The sequence below is a fragment of the Bradyrhizobium genosp. SA-3 genome, from assembly GCF_004212635.1.
GTDB lineage: Bacteria > Pseudomonadota > Alphaproteobacteria > Rhizobiales > Xanthobacteraceae > Bradyrhizobium.
This window is the reverse complement of the sequence record NZ_PSRT01000167.1, coordinates 1-15958: the sequence shown is the minus strand read 5'-3', so window position 1 is coordinate 15958 and position 15958 is coordinate 1. Positions and strand designations below refer to the sequence as shown.

Sequence of the window (15958 nt, the reverse complement as noted above, 5' to 3'; positions counted from 1 at the left end):
CTCCGGGGCGCGCGGAGCGCGAGCCCGGAATCTATCGTGCAGCGCGTCATGCGGAGAAATGGATTCCGGGCTCGCGCCAAGTGGCGCGCCCCGGAATGACGGCGACCTTAATGCCTGAAGTGCCGCGTTCCCGTGAACACCATGGCGATGCCGTGCTCGTCGGCGGCCTTGATCACCTCGTCGTCGCGCATCGAGCCGCCGGGCTGCACCACGGCCGTGGCGCCGGCCTCGATGCAGGCGAGCATGCCGTCGGCGAACGGGAAGAACGCGTCCGACGCGACCACCGAGCCCTTGGTGAGCGGTTCGGCGAGCTTGAGCTCACTCGCCGCGTCCTGGGCCTTGCGCGCCGCGATCCGCGCTGAATCCACCCTGCTCATCTGGCCCGCGCCGATGCCGACGGTAGCGAGATCCTTGGCGTAGATGATGGTGTTGGACTTGACGTGTTTGGCGACGCGGAACGCGAATTTCAGGTCGCGCATCTCGGCCTCGGTCGGCGCACGCTTGGTCACGACCTTGAACGTCATGTCGTCGACCACGGCATTGTCGCGGCTCTGCACCAGAAGACCGCCCGCCACCGTCTTGGCGGTCAGGCCCGGGGCGCGCGGATCGGGCAGGCTGCCGGCCAGCAGCAGGCGCAGATTCTTGCGGGCGCCGATGATCGCGATCGCCTCTTCGCTGGCGTCGGGTGCGATGATCACCTCGGTGAAGATCTTCGTGATCTCGCGCGCGGTGTCGGCATCGAGCGGTCGGTTCATCGCGATGATGCCGCCGAAGGCGGAGGTGGAATCGCAGGCCAGCGCCTTGCGATAGGCGTCGACGAGATTAGCGCCCTCCGCGACGCCGCAGGGATTGGCGTGCTTGACGATGACGCAGGCGGCGGTGCGCTTGGCGTCGAACTCGCCGATGCATTCATAGGCCGCATCGGTGTCGTTGATGTTGTTGTAGGACAGCTCCTTGCCCTGGAGCTGCCGCGCCGTCGAGACGCCCGGACGCTTGTCGGGCGTCGCGTAGAATGCCGCGGTCTGGTGCGGGTTCTCGCCATAGCGCAGCGACTGGATCAGCCTGCCGCCGAAGGCGCGGAAGTCGGGCGCGCCGATCTCGAGCTGCCGGTTGAACCAGTTCGAGATCGCGGCGTCATAGGCCGCAGTGCGGGCATAGGCCTTTGCCGCAAGGCGCCGACGCAGCTTCAGCGTGGTTGCGCCGCTATTGGCGGCGAGCTCGTCGAGCACGGCCTTGTAGTCGTCTGCCTCGATCACGACGGCGACGTCGTCATGGTTCTTGGCGGCAGCGCGAATCATCGCGGGGCCGCCGATGTCGATGTTCTCGATGCAATCCTCGAAGCCGGCGCCTTTGTCGACAGTTGCTTCGAACGGATAGAGGTTGACGACGAGGAGATCGATCGGCGCGATGCCGTGCGTCTTCATCGCCGAGGCGTGCTCGGCGTTGTCGCGGATCGCGAGGAGGCCGCCATGCACCTTCGGATGCAACGTCTTGACGCGGCCGTCCATCATCTCGGGGAAGCCGGTCAGCTCGGAGACGTCCTTCACCTTGAGGCCGGCGGCGGCGATCGCCTTGGCGGTGCCGCCGGTCGAGACCAGCTCGACGTCGTGCGCGGCAAGCGCCTTTGCGAACTCGATCAGGCCGGTCTTGTCGGAAACGGAGAGCAGGGCGCGGGTGACGCGGCGGGGATGGTCAATCACGAGCAAGATCCTCTGTCTTAAGGAGTGTCTATGCCCAGGCGCGCGGCAGCTATCTCTCGCGCTTCCCGATGGTGCTCCATCCAAGGTCGCCAGTCGCGCGAGCGCGTGCTGGTTAGCAGTTTTCAACGCCCTTCACAACGATCAGATAGGGCGGAAATACGGGCGTCTAGAGCGGTAGTTCCGGCTCCCGCCGCGCATTTCTTCGGGCATTGGTGACCGCCGGCGAGGCGGTGGAACGCACAAAACTCCAGCGGATCGAGGGTGCCTGCCGCGCATCCTGCCGGATCACGATCTGCGCGGTGCGGCGCGGCCCGTCATTGCCGGCCAGGAACACGCTGTCCTCGAGATCGACCTTGTCGTCGAGCGCCTCAAAGGTCCAGACGTCGCGGTTCGGCAGCACCAGCATGACGCCGCGGGCATCCGACAGCCGGCTCGCCTTCACCGCCGGATGCAGATGGAAGCGCAGCGCGAAATCGGCATCCGCGCCCTTGAAGCGTCCACCCTGCGGCGGCGACAGCGTGTCCTCGCCGTCGATGCGAGCGCCGTCATTGGCGATCATCAGCACACGGCGGTGGATCGCGCCGAATTTGGAGAGATAGCCGTCATGCGAGGCCGTCAGCAGCGTGCCGTTCGGCACGATTTCGCGATAGCTCTCGACCTCCACCGGGCCGCTGGTGACGGGCGCGCCGTGCAGCAGCCGCTTCATCGCCAACATCTCCACGAACTGGCATGAGGAGGTGTCGTGATAGGCCAGTGTCGAATGTGCCACCGTGCCGCGCGCGAACGGCCGCCAATTGTCGCGGCCCGTGGTTGGCATGCCGCAATTGGTGACGATGCGGCTGATGCCGGAGGACAGTTCGAACGACAGGCAGCCGGCATGGGCGTCGTGGCTGACGCCGGCCGGCGGCGGCGGGCCGGTGTCGATGATCAGCGTGGTCTGGCCTGCATCAAGGCGCTGGAAGCCGGTATGCGGCATGTTTGCCATCGGTGCGCCATGGGTGTCGTCATAGGCGAGCAGTGTCGCGAGCAGGTCGGATGGCGTCGCGCTCATGCCGTTGAACAGCGCGAAATTGCCATCACCGTGACGGAAGAAGCGCAGCATCGGCATCATGCGGTCGATCGCGTTGAGCAGCGCCGGCGGCGGCGCGATGTTGCGCGCCGCGAAGGTTTGCCGCAGCGGCAGCAGGTCGATCAGGAGGTCGATCAGGGCGCCCGGGTTCCGGGAGATATGTCCGCCATCGGGCAGGATCTGCCGCTGCAATTCGTCGGAGAGCTTTTTCGAGGTGCTGCGGATGTGGCGCGCCTGGTTGGCGAGGCACAGCGCCGCGTAGCACAGTGCGATCAGCACCTGGAGCTTCGGCACCCCGTCGGGAATGTCGAGCATGGTGTAGCGCAGCAAGCGGATCTCGCGTGCGAGTGCGCGCAAGTAACGGCGGTAGAACTTGTTGTCGGTGTCGTTGAGCACCAAGGGCGCCTGCGACAACAGCGAGATCACGCGCCGTGCCAGCACGTCGGCACGCCGCGCGACCGGACGGCGCTTGTTGGCGGGGTTCGAGATCCAGTCCTCGACCAGCGCGCGCGCATTCGCCCGCGTCAGCGCGGTGTCGGCGGCGCGTAGGTGGCGCAGCCAGCCGAAGCCGAGCAGCGCGACCTCCCAATCCTCGGACGGCGGTTCGAGATCGAAGATCGAGCGGCCGTGGCAATTGACGATCTTGCCGGCGAAGACGAAGCGGCCGGCATAGATCTCGGCGGCGCGGGTCGCATCTGCGGTGCGCAGGTCATGCGGCGCGATGATGAGCCGGTCGGTCCGGCTGGGCCAGACCCGCGACACCGCCACGGGCCCGCCGCTCGCGCGCGCGAGCATGTTCCGCGCGAAGCGGTTCATCACCAGCGTCGAGATACGTCTGCGTTGAGCGACCGACACGCCTTGCCTTGAAGGGGAGAGGAGGATTCCGACGAATCCTTATTAATCCCAAAATCGCACGGCTGACACCACCTTGAAAGGGTGCAAATCAGCGTCGGGGTCGTAAAAACCAGTGCAAAATCAGGATTTAACGAGCCGGGCCGCGTAGAATCCGTCGAGCCCGCCGAGCTTGGGATCGGCGTTCGGCAGATGGCTCGGCAGGGTGCGCAGATCGCCTTCCGCGGTGAGGATTTCGTCGAGACCCGCGACCTCCGACGCCTCGATCGGGACGCGGCGAAGCGCGGGCTCTGCGGCCAGCAGCGCGGCGATGGCCTGCTCGCCCTCTTCGGGTTCCAATGAACAGGTGCAGTAGACCAGCGTTCCGCCGGATTTAAGCAGCGATAGCGATTTGCGCAGCAGCCGCTGCTGAAGCGCGGTCAGGGCGGCGATGTCGGACTCCTGGCGGAGCCATGCCACATCGGGATGACGGCGGATCGTGCCGGTCGAGGTGCAGGGCGCATCGATCAAAATACCGTCGAAGGCCTCGGCGGGGCCGGCCCATTCCACGGCGTCAGCGACGACGGTCTCGGCCTGGAGCGACAACCGCCCCAGGTTTTCGCGCAGCCGCGCCACCCGGGCGGGCGAGCGGTCGATGGCCGTGACATGCGCGCCGGCAAGTGCCAGCTGCGCGGTCTTGCCGCCCGGGGCGGCGCAGAGATCGGCGATAGACTTGCCTTTGATGTCGCCGAACAGCCGGGCCGGCAGCGCAGCGGCGGCGTCCTGCACCCACCATTGTCCCTCGGCAAAGCCCGGCAGCATGGTCACCGAGCCATGTAGCAGCATCCGCACCGTCCCGGTCGGCAGCGTCTCGCCATGCAGGCGGCTTGCCCATTGCGCGGCATCCGACTTCACCGTGAGATCGAGCGACGGTTCGTGGCCGAGCGCGAGCGCCATGTCTCTTGCTATCGCCTCGCCATAGTGCGCGCTCCAGCGCGCCAGCAGCCAGGGCGGCAGATCCAGCGATTGCGTAGCAACTTCCTCGACCAGGGCCTTGCCCTCGCGCGCGCAGCGGCGCAGCACGGCATTGACGAGGCCGGCATAGCGCGCAGCGCGTCGGTCAGATTGCACGAGGCGAACGGAGAGATCGACGGCGGCATGGTCGGGCACGTCCATCCAGAGGATCTGCGCGGCGCCGATCAGGAGCGCGCTCTGCGCGCGCGGCGCGTCGGAGGGAATGCCCTTGTCGAGCAGGCGGGACAGTACATGGCCGAGCGTGCCGAGCCGGCGCAGCACCGTGGCGACCAGGCGCCGCATCAGCGCGCGGTCGCGATCGGCCAGCGTCTTCAGTCCGGGATGGGCGCCGCCGCCGTCGAGTTGGTCGTCAAGCGTGCGGTGCTTATGTAGCACGCCGTCGACGATGTCGGCGGCAATCCGCCGCGCCGCAAGACCGGGCACTTCGGACGGAGGAACGAAACGTTGAGATGGCATGCGGAAGCAAGGTTCTGAGCGAGCGGCAGTTCCGCCGCGATGGGCGCATGCCTTAACCAGCTCATCTGTGGCACGCGAATATGCCAAATGTAAGAATCGCTTCCGGCTTTTTCAGCCCTTTGGGCCCGATTTCAGGAATGCGTTATTGGACGTCGCGCTGCGGGCCGTCCTGCGCTAGAAAGCCGGACCATGAGTGACCAGCCTCCCGTTCCCGATCGCAAGCCGCTGCCGCCCGCCGCCCAGCGCGCGCTGGCTGAAGCCGAAGCGCGGCGGCAGGCCGCGGCAGCCGAAGCCAAAGCGCGGCCGAACGAGCTTCAGGGACCGAAGGGACCCGAGCCCACCCGCTATGGCGATTGGGAGAGGAAGGGCATCGCCTCCGACTTTTGAGGCTCTTGCTCAACCCCTCCCGCTTGCTTGCGGGAGAGGTCGGCGCGAAGCGCCGGGTGAGGGTTCTCTCCACACAGGGGTTCTCGCTTGCGGAGATACCCTCTCCCCAACCCTCTCCCGCAAGCGGGAGAGGGAGCGCACCTCCTTCGTGGCCGCATCAGACCCAGTCTCATCTTGCTTTAGCTCGCTGCCGGAGAGGCAGCGGTGATGAGTAAGGCTCTTTCCGGCCGCTAGAGGTAATTGTGCTCTCGCAAATAGCCGATGATGCGTTCGCAGGCCGCTTCGCTCGACAGTTCCGAGGTGTCGATGCTGATCTCCGGCGCTTGCGGAGCCTCGTAGGGGTCATCAATGCCGGTGAAACCCGTCAGCTCGCCGGCGCGCGCCTTGCGATAGAGGCCCTTGGGATCGCGACGCTCGCATTCGGCAAGCGGGGTCGCGACATGGATCTCGATGAACTCGCTCGTCTCGACCCGCTGCCGCGCCAGTGCGCGCTCGTTGCGGAACGGCGAAATCAGCGCGACCAGCGCGATCATGCCGGCATCGACGAACAGCGCAGCGATCTCCGCGACACGCCGGACGTTCTCCTTTCTCTCCGCACTGGAGAAGCCGAGATCGCGATTGATGCCGTGGCGGAGATTGTCGCCGTCGAGCAGCGCGGCGTGGCGTCCGAGCTCGGCAAGGCGCCGGTCGACAAGATTTGCGATCGTCGATTTGCCGGCTCCACTGAAGCCCGTGAACCAGAGCACGCAGGGCCGCTGCTGCTTGAGCCGCGCACGCACCGACTTGTCGACTGCGAGTCGATGGCGGTGAATGTTGGTTGCGCGGCTCAGCGAGAGGTCGACCATACCGGCGGCAGCGGTGCGATGGCTGATCGGATCGATGAGGATGAAGCTGCCCATGTCGCGGTCGTCGCGATAGGCCTCGAACACCAGCGGGCGGTCGAGGCGGAGATGGACGTGGCCGATCTGGTTGGCATCGAGCGTCGTGGCGCTTTCCTGCGCCATGGTGTCGATGGCGATGCGGTGCTCGAGCGTCGTGATCACCGCGCCCGTCGAAGCCGTGCCGCATTTCAGCACGTAGCGCCGGCCCGCGACCATGGCCTGGTCATCGAACCAGACGAGATGGGCCGCCAGTTGGTCCGAGATCTGTGGTGTGGACCCCGCCGTCAGCACGTCACCGCGACTGACGTCGATCTCATCCGCCAATGTGAGCGTCACCGATTCGCCCGCCGCAGCCCGATCGCGTTCGCCGCCGGGCGCGAGAATGCGCGCGACGCGGGTCTGACGGCCCGAGGGCTGCACCGTAACGGCGTCGCCGGCCCGGATCGTTCCGCTGGCGATTCGGCCGCAGAAGCCGCGAAAATCTGCATGCGGCCGGTTGACCCATTGCACCGGCAGCCGGAACGGTCGCTGCGAGATGTCGCCGGACACGTCCACCGATTCCAGATAGGCCGTGACAGTCGGCCCGCTGTACCAGGGCATCCGCGTGCTCGCGGCGACGATGTTGTCGCCGTCGGGCGCCACCACCGGAATGCATTGGACCTGGGAAATGCCGAGCTGACCGGCAGCGTCAGATATTCGGCGGTGATGGCCGCGAAGCGGCCGCCGTCGAATCCGATCAGATCCATCTTGTTCACGGCGAGGACGACGTGGCGGACGCCGAGCAGCGACAGGATGTGGCTGTGACGACGCGTCTGCGTGATCACGCCCTTGCGCGCGTCGATCAACACCACGGCGAGATCGGCGTTGGAGGCGCCGGTCGCCATGTTGCGGGTATATTGTGCATGTCCCGGCGTGTCGGCGACGATGAAGCGGCGCAAGGGCGTGGCGAAGAACCGGTAGGCGACGTCGATCGTGATGCCCTGCTCGCGCTCGGCCTGCAAGCCGTCGACCAGCAGCGCGAAATCGAGATCACCGCCGGTGGTGCCAACGGTCCGGCTCTCGGCGGCGAGCGCGTCGAGCTGGTCGTCGAGTAGCGTCTTGGAATCGTAAAGCAGGCGGCCGACCAGCGTGCTCTTGCCGTCATCGACGCTGCCGCAGGTGACGAAGCGCAGCGTCGGGCGGTCGTCCTGATCCAGCCGCGGCGCATCGGAGGCGGCGATCGCGGGGGCCTCGTGATAGGACATCAGAAGTAGCCTTCCGCTTTCTTGCGCTCCATCGATGCGGGGCTGTCCCGGTCGATCATGCGACCCTGCCGCTCGGAGGTGCGCGAGGCCATCATCTCCCGAACGATCTCCGGCAGGGTTGCCGCCGTCGAGGTGGTCGCGCCGGTGAGGGGATAGCAGCCGAGCGTGCGAAACCTGACGGAGCGCCAGCGCGGCTCCTCGTACGGACGCAGCGGCATCCGTTCGTCATCCACCATGATCAGCGCACCCTCGCGCTCGACCACCGGACGCGGCGCCGCCAGATAGAGCGGAACGATCGGGATGTCCTCGAGCAGGATGTAGTCCCAGACGTCGAGCTCGGTCCAGTTCGACAGCGGAAACACCCGCATGCTCTCGCCGGGCGCGAGCATCGTGTTGTACAGGCTCCACAGCTCCGGCCGCTGGTTCTTTGGGTCCCAGCGATGCGCCGCACTGCGATGCGAGAAGATGCGCTCCTTGGCGCGCGACTTCTCCTCGTCGCGCCGCGCTCCTCCGATCGCGGCGTCGAAGCCGTGGAGGTCCAGCGCCTGTCGCAACGCCTGCGTCTTCATGACGTCGGTGTAACGGGCCGAGCCGTGGGTGAAGGGGTCAATGCCCTGGCTCAGTCCGTCATTGTTGGTGTGGACAATCAGATCGAGGCCGAGCTCGCGCGCGCGCATGTCGCGAAATGCGATCATCTCCCGGAACTTCCACGTCGTGTCGACATGCAGCATGGGAAACGGCGGCCTGCCGGGATGAAACGCCTTCATCGCCAGATGCAACAGCACCGAAGAGTCTTTCCCGATCGAATACAGCATGACCGGCTTGCGGAACTCGGCCGCCGTCTCCCGCAGGATGTGGATGCTTTCCGCCTCCAGGCGTCGAAGGTGGCTGACGGTCGCGCGGGTCGGCTTGTCGTCAACCGCTCCAGGGACGGCTGGCTTGGTGGTCGCGGGAATGTCGAGCATGGATCACGCGGCCGTAGCGAGCCATTCGCCGAACAGGTGCGCCGACGTCGCTGCATTGAGGTCGAGATCGCGAACGCATGCCGCAACCGAGGCACGATAGGCATCGTTGATGCCGCAGCGCTCCAGGACGTCCAGCTGGGCCTGGCTCAGCGAGGTCGTTGCGCGACGCTGGTAGCGATAGGCGCTATCCGAGGTGTGCAGATTGGGCACCTTGTAGATCGCTGCTTCGCTCGGGAAGATGACGCGCGCGTTGTTCGCCTGCTCTTGTCCCGGCTCCCGCCATGAGGTCACGGCATTTTCGGTAAAGCTGCCCGGAATGCCGAGGCGTTCGAACAGGACTCGAACCGACGAAATCGCCTCCTTGCTCACCTCGTAGACGTAATGCGTGACCGGAACGCCTTGTTGCCTGGCGTAGCTTGCGACCCGGACTGCGCTGAGTGCGGCGACGACATAGTGCGCCAGCAGCGTACTTTCAGGAGCGCGCGAGATCAGTTTCTCGAGCCATGATGCCAGCGCGCTAGCCGGCTCGCGGTCGAGCGCGATGAGGTGCAGCCGGTGCCGCGGATAGCCTGCGTCGATCAGCAGCTTGAGTGGATTGAACAGGCTTTCGGCGAGCACGTAGGGCCCGATCGTCTCCTTGCTGAAGATATTCGGCTCATCGGTCGCCGACGGCACGATCCACGGTGTCAACGTCTTGCCGACGAGCGCATCGCGCAGGATGGCCTTCAGCGGTTGATAATACGAGGGCATCCCCGTCATGCCGAACAAATTGCTCAGCGCCGTCGATCCGACCCGCGCCTTGCCGCATGCAAAATGAAGCATGGGGAAATCCTGCGCCGGGCGATGTCGGAAGCTCTCGGCAAGACATTCCGTCACTTCGCGCATCAGCGTTTCGAGCGCGACGGTCCGGGTCTGGAATCCGTCCACCGGCGAAAGCAGCGTGGTGTCGAGGGAACTAAGTTGCTGGCGCACCAGATCGGCGATTCGTTCGAGCGAATCGGGTGAAGTCACGTCGATGTTCATGTTGGGGGACTCGCTGAACAGGTTCCGCAAGCGAGTTGCTTACGGTTGCATGCTCAACCTATCGTTGCTCATGATGTCGGTCAAACCCGTGAAATCCCGGGGGTGTCTCATGAACGTCCGGCGAGCACAGAAACTGTGCTCGCCGCTTTCGTTGCCGATCTAGGCGGCGCGCACAGTATTGAGGAATTTCTCGACCTCTGCCTTCAGCAAACCGCTTTCGGTGGATAGCGAGCGCGCCGATGCGAGCACCTGTCCGGATGCTGCGCCGGTGGCGCTCGCACCGTGACTGACCTGCGCGATCTTGTCTGCGACCTCGACCGTGCCCTTGGCGGCTTCGCTGACGTTGCGTGCGATCTCCGACGTCGCGGCCCCCTGCTCCTCGATGGTCGCGGCGATGGTCGTCGAGATGTCCGAGATCCTGGCGATGGTTGCGCCGATCTCCTTGATCGCGCCGACGGAGTCTTCCGTCGCGGCCTGCATGCCGGCGATCTGCGTGCCGATTTCCTCGGTCGCTCTCGCGGTCTGGGCAGCGAGCGCCTTGACCTCGCTCGCCACCACGGCGAATCCACGGCCGGATTCACCGGCGCGGGCCGCTTCGATCGTGGCGTTCAGCGCCAGGAGGTTGGTCTGTTCGGCAATCGCAGTGATCAGCTTGACGACGTCGCCGATCCGGCCCGCAGCCTTGAGCAGTTCATTGATGCGAATGTCGGTGCGCTCGGCCTGCTTCACCGCCTCGCCGGCGATGCGGCTGGAATCGTGGACCTGACGGCTGATCTCGACCACCGACGTGCTCATCTCTTCGGCGGCCGACGCCACGGCGCCGACATTGGCGGATGCTTCCTCGGAGGCCGCTGCCACCATTCCGGATAACTGCTGGGTCTCTTCCGCTGTGCCCGACAACGTGCCGGCGGCGGATTCGAGCTGCTCGGAAGCCGCCGACACCGAATTGATGATGCCGCCGACTGCCGCTTCGAATGCGCCGGCGAGCCGGATCATCTCTTCCTTGCGCTGCGCGGCCGCAGCGGCTTCCTGTTGCTTCTGCTCGGCTTCCATCTGCTCGATGCGGATCAGGTTGTCCTTGAAGGTCTGCGCCGCGCGCGCGTTGTCGCCCACTTCGTCGCCGCGCGCCGTATAGGGAATCGCGACGGCCTTGTTGCCGCCGGCGAGTTGCAGGAGCACATCGCCGATGCGCCGGATCGGGCGGGCGATGCTCGACACCGAAAAGACCGCGGAGCCGATCAGCATCAGCATGACGAAGACGCCGACGATCACCGCGAAGTTGGCGACACGATCAAGTTCGACCAGCAATTCGCCTTTGCGGCGCGCCGCGAATTCGTTGGCGACGCCCACCAGATCGTCGACGCGTTTGCCGACTTCCTTGGCTGCCGGGCGCATATGCTCTGCGAGAATGCCCGCCTTTGCTGTTTCCGCCGCGGACTTGGCGCCGCCGGCGGGGGCATTGATGACGGCCTTCCGCGCCGCCGCCAGCTCGACGGCACTGGCGAGATAAGTATCCACGAACTTCCTCGCCTCGCGATAGGCATCCTGCGTGACCTTCCGCGTCGCCCGCTCCCTTGCGGCGTCGATTTCCGTACCGGCCTCGGTTGCATGGCTGCGGAGAGTTTCGAGGAGCTTGTCGACCTCACCGACCGACGGAGCGGAACCGAGCTCGAGGGCGGCGAGCTGTGCGCGCGCCATCGCCGTCTGCGCCGCCTGCGCATTGCCTTTATTGAGGTAGTTGATGATGACCAGCCGGTTGGACTCCGCGACCGACTGGTTGCCGAGCATCTGGTTGGTCAGGATACCGCCGACCAGCAGAACATTGATGCCCGTGATGATGCCGAGCTTTGTTCCAATACGAAGCTTGAATAATCCCACCCGCTGTCTCCTCAATTCCGTCCCGCATCAGGTATGCGCAACCAAAGATTGAGATTTGGGTAATATTCACCGATGGCCGTAGAAGTACGGCCGATGCGCCGCAGGCCCGCCCGGCAGAACCATGGAGTGGCGGTATCTCGGGATGTAGACCGCGCCATGATCGTGCGAGGACCACGGCAGACGGAAACAGGTCCGAGCCGGGACGCGATGCGACCACGCAGGCGCTAAACGGAATGTGAAGATCGCTCTCCGTGCAACTACAGGCAGTAGCCGGTAGAAAGCGTTTGGAACGCGGCTTGCCGGTTCTGCCGACTCAGTTCTAGCGTGAGACAATGCGTTCCCGCGATCGTCTCAATCCGTATCGGTCATCCTTCAGCGGCTCTCCGTTCCGTCGCCGATTCTCCGGGCTGTTGCCCTGGATGTTCGTGGTCGGCGTCGTGACGGCTGTCGTGCTTGCCTTCCGGCACGGCACGAACTGGCCCGTCCCGCATGGGGCCGACGGCCAGTCGCAGGCGACCGACATCGTCCTCCAGCAGGCCGGAGATGCCGGCGCTCGCCAGCCGGTCGAGGTGATCCGCACCGTCGACGGCGACACGTTTCTGGCGCGCGTGCATCAGCGCAATGGCGGTCATCTTGTCGTGCGGATTCGCCTGCGCGGCATCGATGCGCCTGAACTGAAGGCATCTTGCCAGGATGAGCTGAACAAGGCTGAAGCTGCCACCGACGCGCTGCGCAATCTGCTCGGCCAGGGGGATGTGACGATCTCTAATCTCGGGCCAGACAAATACGGACGCATTCTTGCTGATGTCGCGACCCGGCGCACCGCCAACGTCTCGGCCACGCTGCTCGCGGGCGGTTACGTGCGCAGTTACAATGGCGGCCATCGCGACGGCTGGTGCGCGCGCAGCTGGCGTTCTTGGTAATTAAAAAGCCGCGTCGCTAGAGCATGATCCGGACCCGAAGGGCCGCGTTCGCGCAAAGTGTGTAGCGGTTTTCCGAAAAGATCATGCTCAAACAATAACCTAACGCGCGATGACGATTCATTCTGATCTCATCGCGCTTTAGACGCGGCTTTCGCAAATCCTCTCCCGATCTCTTCGATCAGCGCGTCACGACCACCGTCGTGCCCACGGAGACGCGGCCGTAGAGATCGGTGATATCGTCGTTGAGCATGCGGATGCAGCCATAGGAGACGAACCCGCCGATCGAGCCCGGCACGTTGGTGCCGTGGATCGCATATTCGCCGCCGGCCAAGGTCATCGCCGCAACGCCCATCGGGTTGCGCGGCGAGCCGCCCGGAATGACGTCGGGAATGTTCGGCTTGTCGCGCTTCACCTCGGCAGGCGGTGCCCAGGCCGGATTGAGATACTTGCCGTCGATCTTCGTCGTGCCGGCCCATTGCTTGCCGGCCTTGCCGACGCCAACCGGATAGCGCACCGCGTGACCGTTATCGAGGATAAGATAGAGCCGGCGCTCGCTGGTTTTGACCACGATCGTGCCCGGCGAATAGTCGGCCAGGTGCGTCCCGACCATTTCCGGCCGCGCCTCGGCGGCCGTCGACATCAAAACCCCAGCCCCGATGGTGGCGGCCAGCGCCACCGCAATCCTCATCGACATCGATGCTTCCCCTTGCCCCGAAAGGATCGTCCAAACTTACGCAAACCCGGCAATTGCGGCTTGCCCAGGCATTCTTAACCGCGCCCGTTAACCGGATGGTTTCCACGCGCGGCCGCCAAGGGCCAGCCGGCACGGGAACAAAGGAAATGTTCGAAATAAAGTAAATGACCTGAAAACAACACTCGGCGGGAAAGACGCGCAGGTCCCGGGGCGCACGCCGACGAGTGTGTGAGGATGTGAACGGCTGTTATTTCAGGAAGCGTTGGCGAAGCCGGAGCGCAGCTAGGTCTCGTGTCCCGGACAAGGCGCGGCGCGCAGCGCCGCGACGCTGAGCCGGGACCCAATTCTAGCGCGGAGAGATGGGCCCCTTATCTGCAGCGCATCGCTGAAGAAGCGCTGCGCTGCGTCCGGGGCACGAGATCGCGGCCTCGGGCTTACGCCGACTTCCGGTTCTGCCGGTTCTTGACGAGGTCGTCGACCACGGCGGGATCGGCCAGCGTCGAGGTGTCGCCTAAGCTGCCCGGCTCGTCTTCGGCGATCTTGCGCAGGATGCGGCGCATGATCTTGCCGGAGCGGGTTTTGGGCAGGCTAGGGGCGAACTGGATCTGGTCGGGCGAGGCGATCGGGCCGATCTCCTTGCGTACCCAGGTGACGAGCTCCTTGCGCAGATCCTCGGTCGGCTGGACGCCCGCCATCAGGGTGACATAGGCGTAGATGCCCTGGCCCTTGATGTCGTGCGGGAAGCCGACCACGGCCGCCTCCGACACCTTCTCATGCGCGACCAGCGCGCTCTCGACTTCAGCGGTGCCCATGCGATGGCCGGAGACGTTGATGACGTCGTCGACGCGGCCGGTGATCCAGTAATAGCCGTCGGCGTCGCGCCGGCAGCCGTCGCCGGTGAAATACTTGCCCTTGTAGGTCGAGAAATAGGTCTGCTCGAAGCGGGCGTGGTCGCCATAGACCGTGCGCATCATGCCCGGCCATGACCGCGTGAGACAAAGATTGCCTGATGTCTCGCCTTCGAGCACCTTGCCGTCGGCATCGACGATCTCCGGCACCACGCCGAAGAACGGCAGCGTTGCCGAGCCCGGCTTGAGCTTGATCGCGCCTGGCAGCGGCGTGATCAGGATGCCGCCGGTCTCGGTCTGCCACCAGGTGTCGACGATCGGGCAGCGGTCGTCGCCGACGACGCGGTGATACCACTCCCAGGCTTCCGGATTGATGGGCTCGCCGACCGAGCCGAGCAGGCGCAGCGAGGCGCGCGAGGTCTTCTTCACCGGCTCGTCGCCGCCCTGCATCAGCGCGCGGATCGCGGTCGGCGCGGTGTAGAAGGTGTTGACCTTGTGCTTGTCGATGACGTTCCAGAACCTGGAATTGTCGGGATAGTTCGGCACGCCTTCGAACATCAGCGTGGTCGCGCCGTTGGCGAGCGGCCCGTACAGGATGTAACTGTGGCCGGTGACCCAGCCGACGTCGGCCGTGCACCAGTAGACGTCGCCGTCGTGATAGTCGAAGACGTATTGATGCGTCATCGCGGCATAGACGAGATAGCCGGCCGAGGTGTGCAGCACGCCCTTGGGTTGGCCGGTCGAGCCCGATGTGTAGAGGATGAACAGCGGATCCTCGGCATGCATGTGCTCGGCCGGGCACTCGGTCGTCACCATCTTGGCGGCGTCGTGGTACCAGAGGTCGCGCGTCGGGTTCATGTCGATTTTGCCGCCGGTGCGCTTGACCACGACGACCCAGTCGACGCCGTCCGCTTTGGCGAGCGCCGCGTCGACATTGGCCTTCAGCGGCACCTTCTTGCCGCCGCGCAGGCCTTCGTCCGCAGTGATGATCACCTTGGATTGGCAGTCGTTGATGCGCTGGGCGAGGCTGTCGGGGGAGAAGCCCGCGAACACCACGGAATGGATCGCGCCGATCCGCGCGCAGGCCAGCATCGCATAGGCCGCTTCCGGAATCATCGGCAGGTAGATGGTGACGCGGTCGCCCTTCTTGACGTTGCGGGTGCGCAGGATGTTGGCCATCCGGCAGACCTCGTCGTGCAGCTCCTTGTAGGTGATGTGCTTGGACTGCGAGGGATCGTCGCCTTCCCAGATGATCGCGGTCTGATTGGCGCGCTTGGCCAAATGCCGGTCGATGCAATTGTGGGCGACGTTGAGGACGCCGTCCTCGAACCATTTGATCGAGATGTTGCCGGGCGCGAACGAGGCGTTCTCGATTTTCGTCGGCGCCTTCATCCAGTCGATGCGCTTGGCCTGCTCCGCCCAGAAACCGTTCGGATCCGAGATCGAGCGCGCGTACATGTCCTTGTACTTGGCCTGGTCGACCCAGGCGCGCTTTGCCCACTCTGCCGGTACGTCGTAGATCTTCTCGGACATGCTTTCCCTCCACATACGGCAGGCCGAACGCTAGCGACTGGCGAGCCGACTTGATCATTGAATGATTATGCGTCGGGCTAACCGGACCCGACAAGGAGCACAAGCTGGACCTTCGGCGGGCCGCCGGCCATGCGGAGGATCAAGCCCGCTTGGGCGACTGTCGCAGATCTGAAACAGGCCGGGGGCCTTTACCCAAACTCTCCGGAACAGGCCCGTGCAGGGCGCCATGCAACTGGTGGAGGTATTTAGAAACCTTTCCTCACTGATTCGGGACTCGCATTACGGTTTGGAACACCCTAAATGGCCAACCCGGGATCCCAACGAGGCTCCTGGAACAAAAATCAGAATAATCGCATTGATCGATAACAGGCAGGGCTAAGGCATAAGACTATGATGGATCAGCAGAATCTCGGGGCGATGCGGCCCGCTTCCGCCGATCCTGCGGCCATTGCCCTCGCCAAAGCTCTCGGACAATGGCCGAAACGCCGGTT

Annotated in this window: 10 protein-coding genes, 1 pseudogene and 1 riboswitch; of the genes and pseudogenes, 2 read left to right on the top strand and 9 right to left on the bottom strand. The window is 65.0% G+C overall.

The annotated features are described in order from the left end of the window. Nucleotides 1–107: 107 nt before the first annotated feature. From purH to CWO91_RS36750, 3 genes are all read right to left on the bottom strand, one after another. The gene (purH, locus tag CWO91_RS36760; RefSeq protein ID WP_130220336.1) at nucleotides 108–1700 is read right to left on the bottom strand and encodes a bifunctional phosphoribosylaminoimidazolecarboxamide formyltransferase/IMP cyclohydrolase; all 1593 of its coding nucleotides are present in this window, start codon (nucleotides 1698–1700) and stop codon (nucleotides 108–110) included. Nucleotides 1701–1725: 25 nt separating this feature from the next. Then, nucleotides 1726–1807: riboswitch (ZMP/ZTP riboswitch) on the bottom strand. A gap of 59 nt (nucleotides 1808–1866) precedes the next feature. Next, on the bottom strand, nucleotides 1867–3585 hold the full coding sequence (locus tag CWO91_RS36755) for a heparinase II/III family protein (RefSeq protein WP_165405969.1): 1719 nt from the start codon (nucleotides 3583–3585) through the stop codon (nucleotides 1867–1869). Nucleotides 3586–3744: 159 nt separating this feature from the next. Beyond that, entirely contained in the window at nucleotides 3745–5091 is a 1347-nt protein-coding gene (locus CWO91_RS36750) for an RsmB/NOP family class I SAM-dependent RNA methyltransferase (RefSeq protein WP_130220334.1), read from the bottom strand. Between the two features lie 189 nt (nucleotides 5092–5280). On the opposite strand from CWO91_RS36750, the gene CWO91_RS36745 reads away from it, so the two are divergent. Then, complete coding sequence (locus tag CWO91_RS36745; RefSeq protein ID WP_130220333.1) at nucleotides 5281–5478, top strand: DUF1674 domain-containing protein; 198 nt, start codon at nucleotides 5281–5283, stop codon at nucleotides 5476–5478. A 230-nt stretch (nucleotides 5479–5708) separates the two neighbouring features. On the opposite strand, the pseudogene cysN reads toward CWO91_RS36745, so the two are convergent. From cysN to CWO91_RS36725, 4 genes and pseudogenes are all read right to left on the bottom strand, one after another. Then, nucleotides 5709–7603 (bottom strand): annotated as a pseudogene (cysN, locus tag CWO91_RS36740) (sulfate adenylyltransferase subunit CysN). Next, nucleotides 7603–8568 carry a sulfate adenylyltransferase subunit CysD gene (gene cysD / locus CWO91_RS36735; RefSeq protein ID WP_130220332.1) on the bottom strand — a complete coding sequence of 322 codons (966 nt, stop codon included), beginning with the start codon at nucleotides 8566–8568 and terminating at the stop codon, nucleotides 7603–7605. The pseudogene cysN and the gene cysD overlap by 1 nt, the downstream one beginning before the upstream one ends. A gap of 3 nt (nucleotides 8569–8571) precedes the next feature. Next, nucleotides 8572–9591 (bottom strand): sulfotransferase family protein, encoded by a 1020-nt coding sequence (locus CWO91_RS36730; protein WP_130220331.1) that lies wholly within the window; start codon nucleotides 9589–9591, stop codon nucleotides 8572–8574. Between the two features lie 159 nt (nucleotides 9592–9750). Then, complete coding sequence (locus CWO91_RS36725; protein WP_165405968.1) at nucleotides 9751–11469, bottom strand: methyl-accepting chemotaxis protein; 1719 nt, start codon at nucleotides 11467–11469, stop codon at nucleotides 9751–9753. Nucleotides 11470–11801: 332 nt separating this feature from the next. Between CWO91_RS36725 and CWO91_RS36720 the strand changes: the two genes are divergently transcribed. Next, nucleotides 11802–12392 (top strand): thermonuclease family protein, encoded by a 591-nt coding sequence (locus CWO91_RS36720; RefSeq protein ID WP_130220329.1) that lies wholly within the window; start codon nucleotides 11802–11804, stop codon nucleotides 12390–12392. Nucleotides 12393–12570: 178 nt separating this feature from the next. On the opposite strand, the gene CWO91_RS36715 is transcribed toward CWO91_RS36720, so the two are convergent. Together CWO91_RS36715 and acs are read right to left on the bottom strand one after the other, a co-directional pair. Further along, nucleotides 12571–13086, bottom strand: a complete 516-nt coding sequence (locus CWO91_RS36715; RefSeq protein ID WP_128930552.1) for a L,D-transpeptidase — start codon at nucleotides 13084–13086, stop codon at nucleotides 12571–12573. 434 nt (nucleotides 13087–13520) lie between these two features. Beyond that, nucleotides 13521–15467, bottom strand: a complete 1947-nt coding sequence (gene acs, locus CWO91_RS36710) for an acetate--CoA ligase (RefSeq protein ID WP_130220328.1) — start codon at nucleotides 15465–15467, stop codon at nucleotides 13521–13523. Nucleotides 15468–15958: the final 491 nt, after the last annotated feature.